The organism is Enterobacter cloacae complex sp. Mu1197, assembly GCF_040059225.1.
Lineage (GTDB): Bacteria > Pseudomonadota > Gammaproteobacteria > Enterobacterales > Enterobacteriaceae > Enterobacter > Enterobacter quasiroggenkampii.
This window is the reverse complement of the sequence record NZ_CP157375.1, coordinates 2772218-2788508: the sequence shown is the minus strand read 5'-3', so window position 1 is coordinate 2788508 and position 16291 is coordinate 2772218. Positions and strand designations below refer to the sequence as shown.

Genomic DNA, 16291 nt, shown 5'->3' with positions numbered 1-16291 from the left:
AAAACCGTAGGCCCGCGCAAGCGAAGCGCCGCCGGGCGAATTAGCGCCCAAATAGATCGCGTTTCTTCGGTTTGAACGGCTGAGCGATCAGCACCAGCAGCGCCACGACGAAGTAGGCGGCAAAAATGCCCACCAGCCACTGCGGCATCTCGAGGGTCAGGAATTCCCACTGGCGAACGGAGCAGTCACCGGATGCAACAAACACCTGCGGCAGCCATTTGTCCAGCGGCAGCCAGCTCGGGAAGCGGGCGGCAAAATCGCAGGTCATAAACGGTGACGGATGCAGCTGCATCATGGTGTGCTGCCAGGAGAGTTCAATGCCTTTCCAGGCGCTGTACAGCCAGATCGCGATAGCGGCGTAGCGAAGCGGCGATTTCGGGGCAATCGCGCCTACCAGGCCCGCACCCATAATGCCGAACAGGGCGCAGCGTTCGTAAATACAGAGTACGCAAGGTTTCAGTCCCATCACGTGCTGGAACCATAGCGCCACCATTTCCAGCGCAAAGGCGGTCAGGGCCATTAACAACCACGCTCCGCGACCGCGGGAGCACTGGTTTAAAAATCTCAACATAATCATTTCCCTGGAACATGCTTAGAAATCGCAGTGTAAACGAATTCGTTTTTCGCGCCACCTGTACCTGGCGAAATAAAACGTAATTGGATGTTTATCGTGCGAAAAGGCAAACGGGCAGCGAACTGCCCGAGTTGCAGTATTTACTGCGCCGCAAGTATACCCGCTTGTATCAACCATTGCGTACAGGGAATGAGGGTAATTTTGACGCAAAGCAATCCCACGATCGTGAGCACCAGCGTATAGGGCAGCGCCATCCACACCATCCGGCCATAAGAAAGACGTATGAGGGGGGCGAGGGCGGAGGTCAGCAGGAACAGGAAGGCGGCCTGGCCGTTTGGCGTCGCCACCGACGGCAGGTTGGTACCGGTGTTGATCGCCACGGCCAGCAGCTCAAACTGTCCGGCGCTGATCACGCCTTGCTCCATGGCCGCTTTGGCCTCGTTGATGTAGACCGTCCCGACAAAGACGTTATCTGAGATCGACGAGAGCAGGCCATTAAACAGGTAAAACAGCGACAGTTGAGCATCCGGCGACGCCTTTAAGACAAAAGCAATAATCGGCGCGAACAGATGCTGGTCGATAATCACCGCCACGACCGCAAAGAACACCGCCAGCAGGGCGGTAAACGGCAGGGCTTCGGTAAAGGCTTTGCCGATGGCATGCTCATCCGTTACGCCGGTAAAGGTGGTGGCGAGAATAATGACCGACAGGCCAATCAGCCCCACTTCAGCCAGATGGAACGCCAGCGCGGCGATCAGCCAGACGCCGATGATCCCCTGAGCAATCAGACGCAGTGTCTCCTGGCGCGTCCGCTGGCGTCGGCTCTGCAGATCAAATTTATGCAGCTCCTGGCGCACCGGCTCCGGAAGTTGTGCTCCGTACCCAAAGAGGCGAAACTTCTCCACCAGCAGACAGGTCGCCAGACCGCAGATCAGCACCGGCACGCTCACTGGTGCCATTCTCAGGAAGAAATCACCGAAGTGCCAGCCCGCCGCTTTGGCAATGATCAGGTTTTGCGGCTCGCCCACCATCGTCATCACGCCCCCCAGAGCGGTACCGACGCCGGCATGCATCATCAGGCTGCGCAGGAAGGCGCGAAACTGCTCCAGTACCTCACGGTTATGCGCATCGACGTGGCTGTCATCCTGCAAATCCTCACCCGGACGAGAGGAGGCCACGCGGTGATAAATACCGTAAAACCCCACCGCCACGCTTATCACTACCGCGACCACCGTCAGCGCGTCCAGGAAGGCCGACAGGAAGGCAGCCGCAAGGCAAAACGACAGCGAGAGGAACATTTTCGACGGAATGCTGAGCAGCAGACGCGTGAAGATAAACAGCAGCAGCTGTTTCATAAAGTAGATGCCCGCCACCATAAACATCAGCAGCAGAAGCACTTCAAGATTGGATGCCAGCTCGGCCTTAACGTGCTCAGCGCGGGTCATGCCGATGACGACGGCCTCAAACGCCAGCAGTCCGCCCGGCAGAAGGGGATAACATTTCAGTGCCATCGCCAGGGTGAAGATAAATTCCGCCACCAGCAGCCACCCGGCCATAAACGGGCTCACGCTAAAGAGGAGGGGGTTAACGACCAGGAACACCAGAAGTATAAGTTTGTACCAGTCAGGAGACTGGCCTAAAAAATTGCGCCACAGCGCGCGCCCAAATGAAATTTCCACGACAGACGTCCTTCCCCGTCAAGTAAGACAAAACATCAGTATACGCAAAAATCGCGGGCCGGAGGCGGATAACGCTGCAGTGTAAATTTCACAAAAATGAAACGGCGATCCCTCTTTTCTCTCTTTGCCGCGCTACCTGCCACTGCGTGCCTCTGGTATGATGAGTCCAATTTGCTAAAGCTGTGTAATGGAAATCTCACTATGGTCATTAAGGCGCAGAGCCCGGCGGGTTTCGCGGAAGAGTACATCATTGAAAGCATCTGGAATAATCGTTTCCCTGCGGGGTCCATTCTTCCGGCTGAACGCGAACTCTCTGAACTGATTGGCGTCACTCGCACCACGCTGCGTGAAGTGCTTCAGCGACTGGCGCGCGATGGCTGGTTGACGATCCAGCACGGCAAGACAACAAAAGTGAACAACTTCTGGGAAACCTCCGGGCTGAACATTCTTGAAACGCTGGCGCGTCTCGATCATGAAAGCGTGCCGCAGCTCATTGATAATCTGCTCTCCGTTCGCACCAACATCGCGACGATCTTCATTCGTACGGCTTTCCGTCAGCATCCGGAAGATGCGCTTGCGGTACTGGCCAGTGCCAACGAAGTGGAAGATCACGCCGACGCGTTTGCCACCCTCGATTACAACGTCTTCCGTGGGCTGGCGTTTGCCTCCGGCAACCCGGTGTACGGTCTGATCCTCAACGGCATGAAAGGGCTCTACACCCGCATTGGCCGCCACTACTTTGCCAATCCAGAAGCCCGCAGCCTGGCGCTGGGCTTCTACCATAAGCTGAGCAAGCTGTGCTCTGAAGGCCTGCACGATCAGGTTTATGAGACGGTGCGCCGCTACGGTCACGATTCCGGTGAAATCTGGCACCGCATGCAGAAAACGCTGCCGGGCGATTTGGCGATTCAGAGCCGCTGAAATAAAAAACCTCTCGTATGAGAGGTTTTTTTTCGTCGGGTGGCGGCTACGCCTTACCCGACCTACGGGTCTTGTAGGCCCGGTAAGCGTAGCGCCACCGGGCAAAAAAGGCTGCACTACAGCGTATTCAACCGCGCCGGGCAGCGTTCCAGCAGCTCAACGCTCCCGTCTTCATTCTGCTGCTCCAGTTGCACATCAAAGCCCCACAGGCGATGCACATGCTTAAGCACCTCTTTACGCCCTTTATCCAGCGGCGCGCGATTGTGCGGGATATAGCGCAGCGTCAGGGAGCGGTCACCGCGTAAATCCACGTTCCAGACCTGAATATTCGGTTCAAGGTTGCTCAGGTTGTACTGGGAAGAGAGGCGAGAGCGGATCTCACGGTATCCCTCCTCGTTGTGGATTGCGGAGATCTCCAGATAGTTGTTGCGGTCATCGTCCAGCACGGTGAAGAAGCGGAAGTCACGCATGATCTTCGGCGACATAAACTGGCTGATGAAGCTCTCATCCTTAAAGTCGCGCATCGCAAAGTGCAGCGTTTCCAGCCAGTCAGACCCGGCGATATCCGGGAACCAGTACTTGTCTTCTTCCGTCGGCGACTGGCAGATACGCTTGATGTCCTGGAACATGGCAAAACCAAGCGCATACGGGTTAATGCCGCTGTACCACGGGCTGTTGTAGGGCGGCTGGAACACCACGTTGGTATGGCTGTGGAGAAACTCCATCATGAACCGCTCGGTAACTTTCCCCTCGTCATACAGGTGGTTGAGGATGGTGTAGTGCCAGAATGTCGCCCAGCCTTCGTTCATCACCTGCGTCTGCTTTTGCGGATAGAAATACTGGCTCACCTTACGCACGATGCGCAGGATCTCACGCTGCCACGGCTCCAGCAGCGGGGCGTTCTTCTCCATAAAATAGAGCAGGTTTTCCTGCGGCTCGGACGGATAGCGACGCGCTTCGGCGATCGTTTTTTCCTCCTCACGCTTCGGCAGGGTGCGCCACAGCATGTTCACCTGGCTCTGGAGATACTCTTCGCGGCTTTTCTGCCGCGCTTTCTCCTCCTGCAGGGAGATTTTCTGCGGACGTTTATAGCGGTCTACGCCGTAGTTCATCAGCGCGTGGCAGGAGTCGAGCAGTTTTTCCACTTCGTCCACGCCGTAGCGCTCTTCGCAGTCGGTAATGTATTTACGGGCGAAGATCAGGTAATCGACGATGGAGCTGGCATCCGTCCAGCTGCGGAACAGATAGTTATTCTTGAAAAAAGAGTTATGCCCGTAGCAGGCGTGCGCCATCACCAGCGCCTGCATGGTAATGGTGTTCTCTTCCATTAAATAGGCGATACACGGATTGGAATTGATGACGATTTCATACGCCAGACCCTGCTGGCCGTGCTTATACAGCCGCTCCGTTTCAATAAATTTCTTACCAAACGACCAGTGCGGATAGTTGATCGGCATCCCGACGCTGGAGTAGGCGTCCATCATCTGTTCGGATGTAATGACTTCAATCTGATGGGGGTATGTATCCAGGCGATACAGTTTTGCGACCCGGTCGATCTCGGCGAGGTAAACATCCAGCAGCTCGAAGGTCCAGTCGGGTCCATCGCTCAGACGTGTGTTGTCCTTGTTCAGGGAATCAATAGTAGCCATTAGCGCGCCCTCGTTGTGGGTGCTCTCTCTGTCTGGAGAGCCTCCTTTCAAGCATAGATCAACGTGTTAAAAAGCGTGCTGAGGCAGAAATTTTTTCTTTGCGATTTCGCGTTTTTGATACGGCAAAAAAAGGGCGTCCATCAGCATATTATGCTGGTTAAAAATAACGCGCAGCAGGAGATCCCAAATTAGCACTATCCCCTGATGCTGGGGGATGTGTGAGGTAAGTCACCATAAAAAAGTCGTATGTTGAATAATATTTTCAACTAGGTTATCAATCTGTAATTAGAAGATTGTTCTTTTGCACATAATGGAGTGGCTATGCGTGTTGTCATACTGGGAAGTGGTGTCGTTGGGGTAACCAGCGCCTGGTATTTAAGTCAGGCGGGACATGACGTCACCGTTATCGATCGTGAGTCAGGCCCTGCGCTGGAAACCAGCGCGGCGAACGCCGGGCAAATCTCTCCCGGCTATGCGGCACCGTGGGCAGCGCCGGGCGTTCCGCTGAAGGCGATTAAATGGATGTTCCAGCGCCACGCGCCGCTGGCCATCAGCCTTGACGGCACGCAGTTCCAGCTGAAGTGGATGTGGCAGATGCTGCGCAACTGCGACACCCGCCACTACATGGAGAATAAAGGGCGCATGGTGCGCCTGGCGGAATACAGCCGCGACTGCCTGAAAGCGCTGCGCGCGTCGACGGGGATTGAGTACGAAGGCCGTCAGGGCGGAACGCTGCAGCTGTTCCGCACGGCGCAGCAGTACGAAAATGCCACCCGCGATATCGCCGTGCTGGAAGATGCTGGCGTACCGTACCAGCTGCTGGAAGCCAGCCAGCTTGGTCAGGTTGAACCGGCGCTGGCGGAAGTGGCGCATAAGCTGACGGGCGGCCTGCGCCTGCCGAACGACGAAACCGGCGACTGCCAGCTCTTTACGCAGCGTCTGGCGCAGATGTGCGAGCAGGCGGGGGTGAAGTTCCGCTTTAACACCGCTGTCGACAAGCTGCTGTCGGAAGGGGAAAAAATTTACGGCGTGAAGTGTGGCGAAGAGGTGATCAAAGCGGATGCTTACGTCATGGCGTTTGGCTCGTACTCCACCGCCATGCTGAAGGGCATTCTCGATATTCCGGTCTACCCGCTAAAAGGCTACTCGCTGACCATTCCGGTAAAAGAGGAGAGCGGCGCGCCGGTTTCTACCATTCTGGATGAAACCTACAAAATCGCCATTACCCGCTTCGATAACCGCATCCGCGTAGGCGGCATGGCGGAGATCGTCGGCTTCAATACCGAGCTGCTGAAACCGCGTCGTGAAACGCTGGAGATGGTGGTAGGGGATCTCTTCCCGCGCGGTGGCTTTGTCGAGCAGGCGACGTTCTGGACCGGCCTGCGTCCAATGACGCCGGACGGTACGCCGATTGTGGGGCGCACGCCGTTCAAAAACCTGTGGACCAATACCGGACACGGCACGCTTGGCTGGACGATGGCCTGTGGCTCCGGCCAGCTGCTGAGCGACCTGATTTCCGGACGCACGCCAGCCATTCCGTTTGACGATTTAAGCGCCGCGCGCTATCAATCGGGGTTTACGCCGTCGCGTCCACAGCACCTGCACGGCGCGCATAACTAAGGAGTTGTCATGTCCCGTCCTGTTCTGGCTCAGCTGAACCTGCAGGCCCTGAAGGATAACCTGCAGATTGTTCGCCGGGCGGCACCTGGCGCACGCGTGTGGTCGGTCGTGAAAGCGAATGCCTACGGCCACGGCATTGACCGTATCTGGAGCGCCCTGAGCGCCACCGATGGCTTTGCGTTACTTAATCTGGAAGAGGCCATTTTGCTGCGCGAGCGCGGCTGGAAAGGGCCCATACTGCTGCTCGAGGGCTTCTTCCACGCCGACGATCTGCCGCTGCTGGATAAGTACCGGCTGACCACCAGCGTTCACAGCAACTGGCAGATCAAAGCGATTCAGGATGCGAAGCTCCATGCTCCGCTGGATATCTATCTCAAGGTGAACAGCGGCATGAACCGCCTGGGGTTCCAGCCTGAGCGGGTGCATACGGTCTGGCAGCAACTGCGTGCGCTGAAGAACGTAGGTGAAATGACGCTGATGGCGCATTTTGCCGATGCGGAAAAACCGGACGGCATTGCCGATGCCATGGTCCGCATTGAGCAGGCGGCAGAAGGGCTGGACTGTCCGCGCTCGCTCTCCAACTCGGCGGCCACGCTCTGGCATCCCGAGGCGCACTACAACTGGGTGCGTCCGGGGATCGTTCTGTACGGCGCGTCGCCCTCGGGCCAGTGGCAGGATATCGCCAACAGCGGCCTGAAGCCGGTAATGACCCTGCGCAGCGAAATCATTGGTGTGCAAACCCTGAAGGCTGGCGACACGGTGGGCTACGGTAGCCGCTATCGGGCAAAGGGCGAGCAGCGGATTGGTATCGTGGCGGGCGGCTATGCCGACGGCTACCCGCGCATTGCGCCGACCGGCACGCCTGTGTGGGTCGATGGTGTCCGCACGGGGACGGTAGGCACCGTATCAATGGATATGCTGGCCGTTGACCTGACGCCCTGCCCGCAGGCGGGTATCGGTTCGCCGGTTGAGCTGTGGGGTAACGAAATCAAAATTGATGACGTGGCAGCCGCAGCAGGGACGGTAGGGTATGAACTGATGTGCGCGCTGGCACCGAGAGTGCCGGTTGTGACGGTGTAACAAATGTTTGTGTCGGGTGGCGGCTTCGCCTTACCCGACCTACAAAATCCTCGAGTGTAGGCCGGGTAAGCGTTAGCGCCACCCGGCAAAAAAAACCGCTACTCCGCTTCCTCTTCCATCGGCCTCAAACCGACTTTCCTCACAGCGTTATCTTCTTTCTCTGCTACCGTCCAGATCATCCCGGCAAACTCGACCTGATCGCCCACGACCGGGGCAGCGCCAAGCCGCTGCTGGATGATTTCGCCCAGCGTTTGCTGGCTATCTCCGTCTTCAGCACCTTCATCCAGGCCGTAAATCAGCGCCACATCGGCAAACCTGGCGCTGGCTTCCAGAATGAAATCGCCGAAGAAACGCTGGTCCAGCGCCACCGGAGGCGACTGGCTGAACAGCTTGCCCAGTGCGGGCAGGTCGCGCTCGCGGCCAATCACGCAGAGAATGTCCCCTTCGCGCAGGCGGGTGCTGCCGGTAGGGTGCAGCAGAACATTGTCGCGGAACAGGGCGGCAATGCGCGTTTCGGCCGGCATGTGCAAATCGCGCAGCGAAGCCCCCACGCACCATTTGTCGGCGCTTAGCTGATAGACGAACTGTTCCCACGGGTTTTCCGGATGAATGTCGAGCCCCACGCGGGAAACCGGCCAGCCCACGGGAGGCACCACCACTTTGGCTTTTTTCGCCGCCCACCCGAGGGACGTTCCCTGGAACAGCAGCGAAATCAGCACCACGAAGAACGCCACGTTAAAGAACAGCCGGGCGTTATCCAGACCCGCCATCATCGGGAAGACGGCAAGGATAATCGGCACCGCGCCGCGCAGGCCCACCCAACTGATGAATATCCGCTCGCGCAGGTTGAAGCCGCGAAACGGCAGCAGGCCTGCAAATACCGACAGCGGACGGGCGAAGAAAATCATCCACGCGGACAGCAGCAGCGCCGGAACCGCGATGGGCAGCAGGTCTGAGGGGGTGACCAGAAGCCCCAGCACCAGGAACATGCCGATCTGCGCCAGCCAGGCCAGACCGTCGAAGTTCTGCAAAATGGCATGCCGGTTGCGAATAGGGCGGTTGCCCATCAGGAACCCGCAGAGGTAGACGGCGAGAATGCCGCTGCCGTCCAGCGCCGTGGTAACGGCAAAAATGAGGATGCCGCCGCTCAGCGCCAGCAACGGGTAAAGCCCCAACGGCAGCGATATGCGGTTGATTGTCTGCTGAAGCAGATAGCCGCCCGCCAGGCCGATAACAATCCCCAGGCCAAACTGCTGCAGGATATGCCACGCAAACGTCCAACTCAGCCCGCTTTCGTGCTGCTGAATCATCTCGATAAGCGTTATGGTGAGAAACACCGCCATCGGGTCGTTACTGCCGGATTCAATCTCAAGCGTGGATCCAACGCGTTCGTTGAGCCCTTTTCCACCAAGCAGAGAAAACACCGCTGCCGCATCGGTTGAGCCGACAATCGCGCCAATCAGCAAACCTTCCATGATATTGAGATGGAAGAGCCACGCCGCCATCATTCCGGTGAGGCCGGAGGTTATCAACACGCCAACCGTCGCGAGCGACAGCGCGGGCCCTAAGGCCACGCGGAAGGAGCTCGCCTGGGTGCGCATGCCGCCGTCCAGCAGGATCACCGCCAGCGCCAGGTTACTCACCATGTAGGCGAAAGGATAGTTATCGAATGGGATACCGCCAATGCCATCAATGCCGGCCAGCATGCCGATGGCGAGGAAAATAACAAGAATAGGTATGCCGAGACGCGATGAAAATGAACTTAATAAAATACTGCTGGTTACAAGGACCGAACCCAGAATGAAAAGGCTGATTATCGCTGCGGCATCCAATGTTCTCTTACTCCCACCTCAATGTTAACGCTGTTACTAAAACCCTAACATATTAACGACGGCAACAGCGTTTTATTAAGGGGGTATAACGGCTTTTTTATGCCTTTATGACAGGATGGCCGCTGATGGTCAGCCGGGAGCCGGACTCATTATGGATCAGGGAGGCGTGCGCCCCCAGCGCCAGGGTCACGGTGCGCTGCTCATGGCCGAAATCCAGACCGGCGATCACCGGAATATCCAGCCGCGAGCGAATGAACTCAATCATGGTTTCCAGGGAGTAACCCGCGTCATAGTCATTCGGGGCAGAGCCGCTGAAGCTGCCCAGCACGATCGCGGACTGGCGCTCAAGAATACCGGCATGATAGAGCTGCAACAGCATGCGCTCGACGCGGAACGGATGTTCGTTGATATCTTCCAGCACCAGAATTCCGTCCTCGATGTGCGGCATCCACGGCGTGCCGATAAGCGAAACCAGCATCGCCAGGTTGCCGCCCCAGAGCTGGCCTTCACATTCCCAGTGCGGTCCAAAGCCCCGCCACTCCACGCTGTAGGTGGGATTGCGCAGCGCGCGCCAGAAGTGTTCCACGGTGAACGCATTCAGCTCCGGGGCGCCGAAGTTACCGGCCAGCATCGGGCCACTGAAGGTGATAACGTTATGCAGCGCCAGCAGCCCAAGCTGGATGACGGTGAAATCGCTGTGGCCGCATATCAGCAGCGGATCCTGCTGCTGGCGCTGCGCCAGGCCCTGCCAGTCAATGCTCTCCAGCAGCCTGCTCGCGCCATATCCGCCGCGCACCGCCAGCACTATGCTATTTTCACCCTTCAGGTTAACCAGGCTGTTGATATCATTCAGCCGCTGCGCTTCGGTACCGGCAAAACGCTGCTGGCGGCGGGGGATAATCGTCTGATTTTCTACCCGGTGGCCCGACTCCAGCAAACGCTGAACGCCCCGCTGCGCCGCGTCCTGGTTAATGCAGTAGCCCGACGGCGCGATGAGATGAAACTGAGACATGGCAATTCCTTGCTGAATGAGAAACTAATTGTCTATATCATGCCGCTTATACGCCGCCTGCTTCAAGAGCGGCGCACCGCGATGACCGGCTATAAGGATAGATGACGTGAAATTGAGATGGTTTGCTTTTTTGATTGTGTTACTCGCTGGCTGTAGTTCAAAACATGATTATCAAAACCCACCCTGGAACCCGGAAGTGCCGGTGAAGCGGGCGATGCAGTGGATGCCGATCAGTGAACAAGCCGGGAAAGCCTGGGGCGTCAGTCCGCGTCTCATCACGGCGATCATTGCGGTGGAGTCCGGCGGTAACCCCACGCTTGTCAGCAAATCCAACGCGGTGGGGCTGATGCAGCTTAAAGCGTCAACGGCGGGGAAAGAAGTTTACCGCTATATGGGCTGGAGCGGTCAGCCGTCGACCAGCGAGCTGAAGAATCCGGAACGCAACATTTCAATGGGCACGGCCTATCTGAGCATCATGGAGCACGGCGTGCTGAAGGGCATTAAGGATCCGGAGGTGATGCAGTACGCGCTGGTGGTCTCTTACGTTAACGGTGCCGGCGCGTTGCTGAGAACCTTCTCCTCTGACCGCAAAGAGGCGATAGAAGAGATTAACGGCATGGACAAAGACGAATTCTTTGAGCATGTGGCGAAAAATCACCCGGCACCACAGGCGCCTCGTTATATCTGGAAAGTACAGAAAGCGATGGATGCCATGTAATGCCGCAGACGGGCGGCGGTCACGCTGCCCGATGTTTCTTACAAAACCTTATTTGCGCGTTCCCGCGCCTCGCGCTCCAGGGAGTAGATAATGCGCTGCAGCTCGCGCTCTGCGCCGGGCCCGACATTCAGGAAACGGAAGCTCAGACGCGGCGTGGTGATGGTTTCATTTTTGCTGTCCACGACGGTGCGGTCGCTGATGGCAATCAGCTGTGCATCGAAATAAAAGCGCCCCCAGCCCCCCATATCCAGTTCAATTTGCGTGAAACGCATGCCCTCTACCAGTCCGTCAGGCTTCGGCGTATCCATCAGCGCACCCATACCGCCCAGCGACAGATCGAAGAGACGGAAGCGGATCTCTTTTTTGTCCGGCATTTTGGCCTTGCAGAAGTAAGCGGGGTGAAGCGGGGCGTTGATGCGGAAATATTCGCGACGCTGGACAAACCAGAGATTGCCAGGAAGGGGGGTCACAAAGGCCGGAAGCCCCTGATATTCGCTCAGTTCCAGTCGCGACAGGACAAACTCCACTTTGGCGCCCTGCGTTTCGGCCATCACGGCGATATTCTCCGCCTTCAGCGCCGCGCGGTTTTCATACTCCTGGCTGCCTAAATCAATCACCAGCCGCTCCTGCGAGGCGTCAAGGATCTTGCTGATGAACTGATTATTCGACCAGCTGATGCGCAGCGGCACTTCACCTTTTTGCAGGTCGCGTAATACCCCTAATACAGCCAGCGGATTTTGCTTGAGGAACTGCTCACTGTAATGACTCACGCCGGATGGCTCCTTGATAGATGACAGACTGTCTTAGCGTTATCGGCAATCTGCGATGAAACTTAATACAAACCGGTGAGTTTTTTTTGCCTGTTTAGACAAAGATAAGTCGGTGAGAAGAAAATGATTTTCCGGCGATGACCTATACTTATGTTAGCTGTGCAGAAGGTTTTCTGCGCATGCGTTAAACCTGCAAGAGGGCATCGCTATGGGTATCATCGCCTGGATTATCTTTGGTCTTATTGCTGGCGCTATCGCGAAATTGATCATGCCGGGAAACGATGGCGGCGGCTTTATTTTGACCTGTGTACTCGGGGTCGTTGGTGCGGTTGTGGGCGGCTGGCTGGCGACGATGTTTGGCTTCGGAGGCAACATAAGTGGTTTTGACCTGCACAGTTTTCTGGTCGCTGTCGTGGGCGCCATTGTGGTGCTGGGCATATTCAGGTTACTGCGACGAGCATAACATGACGTAAACGGCTCTCTGCGGAGGGCCGTTTTTTTGCCTGCGTATTGATTTGTTAATCTAAATGATAATAATTGTCGTTCCGTATCGCATCTAACAACAAGACGACATTATGACTCCTTCACGTTTTACGCTATGCGCCCTGGCAGGCGCCGTCTCGCTCGCACTGCACGTTCCGGCATTCGCCGAAGAATCCACTATCGTCGTCACTGGCGCAGAGCAGGGCAGCGCGCTGCCGGCCTGGACGAACAGCGCCACGAAATCGGCCGTTGCTGAAAGTAAAACGCCGCAGGTCATCACGACCCTCTCTGCGCCGGAAATTGACAAGCGCCATGCGAATTCCGTGAATGAAATCCTGCGCTATGCGCCAGGGGTCTCAACCGAGGTGCGGGGAAATACCTCCTACATGAGCGAATATAAAATTCGTGGCTTTACCGTCGACCAGGAGTTCTACAACGGGCTGCAGCTGCCCTATAACGTCACCGGCAATACCAAAGCCCGCATCGATCCGCTGTTGATTGACAGCGTTGATATCCTGAAAGGCCCCTCATCGGTTCTCTACGGCGGCGGCTCGCCGGGCGGGCTGGTGAATATCCAGAGTAAAAAGCCGCAGCGAGAAGCGCGAACCGAATTCGGTTTTAACACCGGCAACCGCAACCTGAAAGAGGGCTATCTCGACTCAACCGGGCAGATCGCCGACAGCGACTGGAACTACCGTCTGCTGGGGAAAGCGACGGAAAATGACGATCAGCCGCACACCACCCGGTATGAAAATTACCTGGTTGCCCCGTCCGTAACCTGGCAACCGGACAGCAAAACCCGCCTCACCCTGGACGCGCTGGCGCAAAACACCCCGAGTCTGACGCCGTCGAACCCGCTGCCGCTCGCCTACCTGCGATCGAAATACGCGGGCAAGCGCGACTATGCCGGTGATGAGTGGAACGGATTTAAGCAGCGCCAGTGGATGCTGGGCTACAGCTTTGAACATGCGTTCGACAGCGGCTGGGGCTTTAACCAGAAGGCGCGCTATTTCGACGTCGATACGCATCAGCGCAGCGTCTATGCGACGGGCACGGGAAGCGAGGTCTATCAGCTCAACCGCTTTGCCTACACCACCGATGAAGATCTGCAGAGCTTCAACATCGATAACCAGGTGACGAAAACCGTGGCGCTGGGCGACTGGCAACACCATCTGCTGGCCGGGTTTGACTATCAGAAGCTGAACTCCCATTTCCACTACCGTTACGCGTCGACCACGCCGGGCATGGATATGCGCAACCCTGACTATTCGCAGATCGGCGAAAGCGCGCTGGGCCTGTATACCGCCCAGAAAAACCGTCTGAGCTATCAGCAGAACGGCTACTACCTGCAGGATCAGGTGGAGTGGGGGGGCTTAAATCTGCTGGGCAGCCTGCGCTACGACGATTATCGCTCCGTGACCACCAATTATCTGCAAAACGGTGATAAGGACTGGGTCTCTCAGGATCGCGTCACCAAACGCCTGGGCGCGCTTTACGCTTTTGATAATGGTCTGTCACCGTTTATCAGCTATTCCGAAGGCTTTGCACCGGTGTCGCCGAAGGGAACGCTCGCGGCGAAAGACGTCAAACCGACCACCAGCAAGCAGGTGGAGGGCGGCGTGAAATATCTGCTGGCCGACTACGCCACCACCTTTACCGCCTCGGTGTTCAACATCCGTCAGAAAAATGTCGTCACCTCCGATCCGGGCTTCCTGAACTATCGTCAGACCGGGGAGGTGGAATCCAAAGGGGCTGAGCTGTCTGCCATCAGCCGCCCGACGGACAACCTGACGCTGATTGCGAACTATGCCTACACCCACGCGATCAATACGGAAGATGATAAGTACAAAGGGAAACGTCCAACGCAGGTGCCGGAGAATGCCTTCAATCTCTGGGGGGATTACACCTTTGAGAACACGCCGCTGAAAGGGCTGATGCTGGGGGCGGGGGCGCGCTATACCGGCCCGATGGAAATCTCACCTGCTAACGATGCGGGTAAGCTGGGCGGTACCACCCAGTACGATCTGGCGGCATCCTATCGGATGGGCGAAATCCTGCCTTCGCTGGCAGGGCTGACGCTTAAGGCCAGCGCACAGAACATCACCAACAAAGAGACGCTGACCTGCTACGACGCGACCAACTGCTGGATTGGGCGCGACAGAACGTATCAGCTAGGGGCGAGTTACAGTTTCTAAGCAAAGCCCTGTGAGTTTAAAAAGTAGGCCGGGTAAGGCGTAGCCGCCACCCGGCAATACTCACTTACTGCGCCGTCGCCTTCACCGGCGCCACCTCATCATTCGCGGCAGGCCGATTCTCCGGCACGCTGTCGCACGGTTTCTCTTTCGGGCAGACCCGATCCAGCATCTTCAGCGTCACGCCGTTGCTCCAGCCGAAGCCGTCCTGCAGCGGATACTCGCCGCCGCCGCCGCCCGCACCGGTTGTCGACACGTCGTATTTCTCGACCAGTTTCTTTTCCCGGTCATAAGTATGCTGAACGTTTTTCAGGAAGCGCCAGGTCACATCCATCGAGACCTTCTCTTGCCCGTAATTCTGCAACCCTTCCGCCGCCACCCATTGCAGCGGGGCCCAGCCGTTTGGCGCATCCCACTGCTGACCGCTGTTGACGGTGGTGGTCGCTATTCCGCCCGGCTGTAGCAGACGTGAGGAGGTTGCCGCGGCGACTTTATCGGCACGATCCTGCGCCGCAGCCTTCACGTAAAGCGGGAACAGGGCCGCAGCCGTGAGCTGATTGCGTACCTTCTTACTCTTCAGATCGTAATCGGCGTACCAGCCCTCTTTGTCATTCCACAGGTGGCTCTCGATGGCTTTCTGGCGCGCGGAGGCCAGCGCCTCATACTTGTTTGCGCTGGCGGCATCGCCACTCTCTTGGCTTGCCCGGGCCAGCAGTTTTTCCATCTTGAACATCAGGGCATTCAGGTCCACGGGCACAATGCTGGTGGTCCGGATGGTGCCGAGTTTTTGCGGATCGTCCATCCAGCGGGAGCTAAAGTCCCATCCCGAGGCCGCGGCGGAACGCAAATCACGGTAGATCTCGGTTGCCGGTCGGTTAGGGTTACTTTTCGCGGTATTCACATCGTCAAGCCAGGACTCCGGGCGCGGGGTGTCGCGATCGTCCCAGTAGCGGTTGAGGATCGCGCCGTCATCCAGCTTCACCACGCGCTTGCTGGCTTGCCCCGGCTGCAGGGCATCGACGCCGTCCATCCAGTAGGCATACTCTTTCTCCATCTGCGGACGATATTTCTTCAGCGCATCGCTGTCATGGGTCGCCAGCAGTTCAACCATCAGTGAGAAAAACGGCGGCTGGGAGCGGCTCAGGTAATAGCTGCGGTTGCCGTTGGGAATGTGGCCGAAGGTGTCGATCTCATACGCAAAGTTATCCACCATGTCGCTGATTTTGTCCCAATGATCGCTCTCAGCCAGGCCCAGCATGGTGAAATAGCTGTCCCAGTAGTAGACCTCGCGGAAACGACCGCCGGGCACAACGTAAGGCTTCGGTAACGGCAGAAGGGAATCCCATTTGTTGCTGGCTTTATCGGTGGTGCGCGTCAGTACGGGCCAGAGATCGTCAATGTGCTCACGTAACGATTGCCCCGCCGGTGGAACATACTTTTCTCCCTCTTCGGGCAGGGTGAAATTCATCTCGACAAAATGGCGCAGGTCAAAGCTGGACTGCGCATGCTGCATCCTGTAATCCGCCAGAATCATCAGCGGGTCACTTTTGGGGACTGCATCCGCAAAGGTTTTTTGATCGGGAAACAGTTTAGCGCTTTGCACATCATTGAAGAGGGGCCCCAGTAAAATATCGGGCGGGGTTGTCTGAGTCGCAGGTTGTTCGTTGGCATAGCCAAACGTTGCGACACCGAGCAGCGCGCCTCCCAGCGCGAGATGTAAACAAGCGGGGCGCAATGTACGAGGTTTTATCATCTTTTCGT

At 57.2% G+C, this 16291-nt stretch carries 13 protein-coding genes; 6 read left to right on the top strand and 7 right to left on the bottom strand.

The genetic code is table 11. The features are described 5' to 3' along the window. Positions 1-40 precede the first annotated feature (40 nt). Both dsbB and nhaB read right to left on the bottom strand, forming a co-directional pair. Positions 41-571, bottom strand: coding sequence for a disulfide bond formation protein DsbB (dsbB, locus tag ABFV38_RS13160; RefSeq protein ID WP_045908244.1), 531 nt, complete (start codon positions 569-571; stop codon positions 41-43). A 143-nt stretch (positions 572-714) separates the two neighbouring features. Beyond that, entirely contained in the window at positions 715-2253 is a 1539-nt protein-coding gene (gene nhaB, locus ABFV38_RS13155) for a sodium/proton antiporter NhaB (RefSeq protein WP_348957408.1), read from the bottom strand. Between the two features lie 201 nt (positions 2254-2454). Here nhaB and fadR point away from each other — a divergent pair, with 201 nt between their 5' ends. Further along, entirely contained in the window at positions 2455-3174 is a 720-nt protein-coding gene (gene fadR / locus ABFV38_RS13150) for a fatty acid metabolism transcriptional regulator FadR (RefSeq protein WP_348957407.1), read from the top strand. A 116-nt stretch (positions 3175-3290) separates the two neighbouring features. Here the strand turns inward: fadR and ABFV38_RS13145 are convergent, their stop codons facing one another. Next, positions 3291-4823, bottom strand: a complete 1533-nt coding sequence (locus tag ABFV38_RS13145) for a SpoVR family protein (protein WP_023293929.1) — start codon at positions 4821-4823, stop codon at positions 3291-3293. A gap of 321 nt (positions 4824-5144) precedes the next feature. Between ABFV38_RS13145 and ABFV38_RS13140 the strand changes: the two genes are divergently transcribed. Next, positions 5145-6443, top strand: coding sequence for a D-amino acid dehydrogenase (locus ABFV38_RS13140; protein ID WP_045908248.1), 1299 nt, complete (start codon positions 5145-5147; stop codon positions 6441-6443). Between the two features lie 9 nt (positions 6444-6452). Further along, positions 6453-7523, top strand: coding sequence for a catabolic alanine racemase DadX (dadX, locus tag ABFV38_RS13135; protein ID WP_008500515.1), 1071 nt, complete (start codon positions 6453-6455; stop codon positions 7521-7523). A 98-nt stretch (positions 7524-7621) separates the two neighbouring features. Here the strand turns inward: dadX and ABFV38_RS13130 are convergent, their stop codons facing one another. Both ABFV38_RS13130 and ldcA read right to left on the bottom strand, forming a co-directional pair. Continuing rightward, a complete protein-coding gene (locus ABFV38_RS13130; RefSeq protein ID WP_045908249.1) occupies positions 7622-9355 on the bottom strand; it encodes a potassium/proton antiporter in 1734 nt (577 codons plus the stop codon). Positions 9356-9452: 97 nt separating this feature from the next. Next, positions 9453-10367, bottom strand: coding sequence for a muramoyltetrapeptide carboxypeptidase (gene ldcA, locus ABFV38_RS13125; RefSeq protein WP_348957406.1), 915 nt, complete (start codon positions 10365-10367; stop codon positions 9453-9455). A gap of 106 nt (positions 10368-10473) precedes the next feature. Between ldcA and emtA the strand changes: the two genes are divergently transcribed. Next, complete coding sequence (gene emtA / locus ABFV38_RS13120) at positions 10474-11085, top strand: membrane-bound lytic murein transglycosylase EmtA (RefSeq protein WP_024909815.1); 612 nt, start codon at positions 10474-10476, stop codon at positions 11083-11085. Between the two features lie 38 nt (positions 11086-11123). Here emtA and ABFV38_RS13115 read toward each other — a convergent pair whose 3' ends face one another. Further along, positions 11124-11855 carry a flagellar brake protein gene (locus ABFV38_RS13115; protein WP_048029456.1) on the bottom strand — a complete coding sequence of 244 codons (732 nt, stop codon included), beginning with the start codon at positions 11853-11855 and terminating at the stop codon, positions 11124-11126. Between the two features lie 208 nt (positions 11856-12063). Here ABFV38_RS13115 and ABFV38_RS13110 point away from each other — a divergent pair, with 208 nt between their 5' ends. Further along, on the top strand, positions 12064-12318 hold the full coding sequence (locus tag ABFV38_RS13110; RefSeq protein ID WP_008502662.1) for a GlsB/YeaQ/YmgE family stress response membrane protein: 255 nt from the start codon (positions 12064-12066) through the stop codon (positions 12316-12318). 112 nt (positions 12319-12430) lie between these two features. After that, a complete protein-coding gene (locus tag ABFV38_RS13105) occupies positions 12431-14533 on the top strand; it encodes a TonB-dependent siderophore receptor (RefSeq protein WP_348957405.1) in 2103 nt (700 codons plus the stop codon). Positions 14534-14597: 64 nt separating this feature from the next. Here the strand turns inward: ABFV38_RS13105 and ABFV38_RS13100 are convergent, their stop codons facing one another. Further along, the gene (locus ABFV38_RS13100) at positions 14598-16283 is read right to left on the bottom strand and encodes an alpha,alpha-trehalase (protein WP_348957404.1); all 1686 of its coding nucleotides are present in this window, start codon (positions 16281-16283) and stop codon (positions 14598-14600) included. Positions 16284-16291 lie beyond the last annotated feature (8 nt).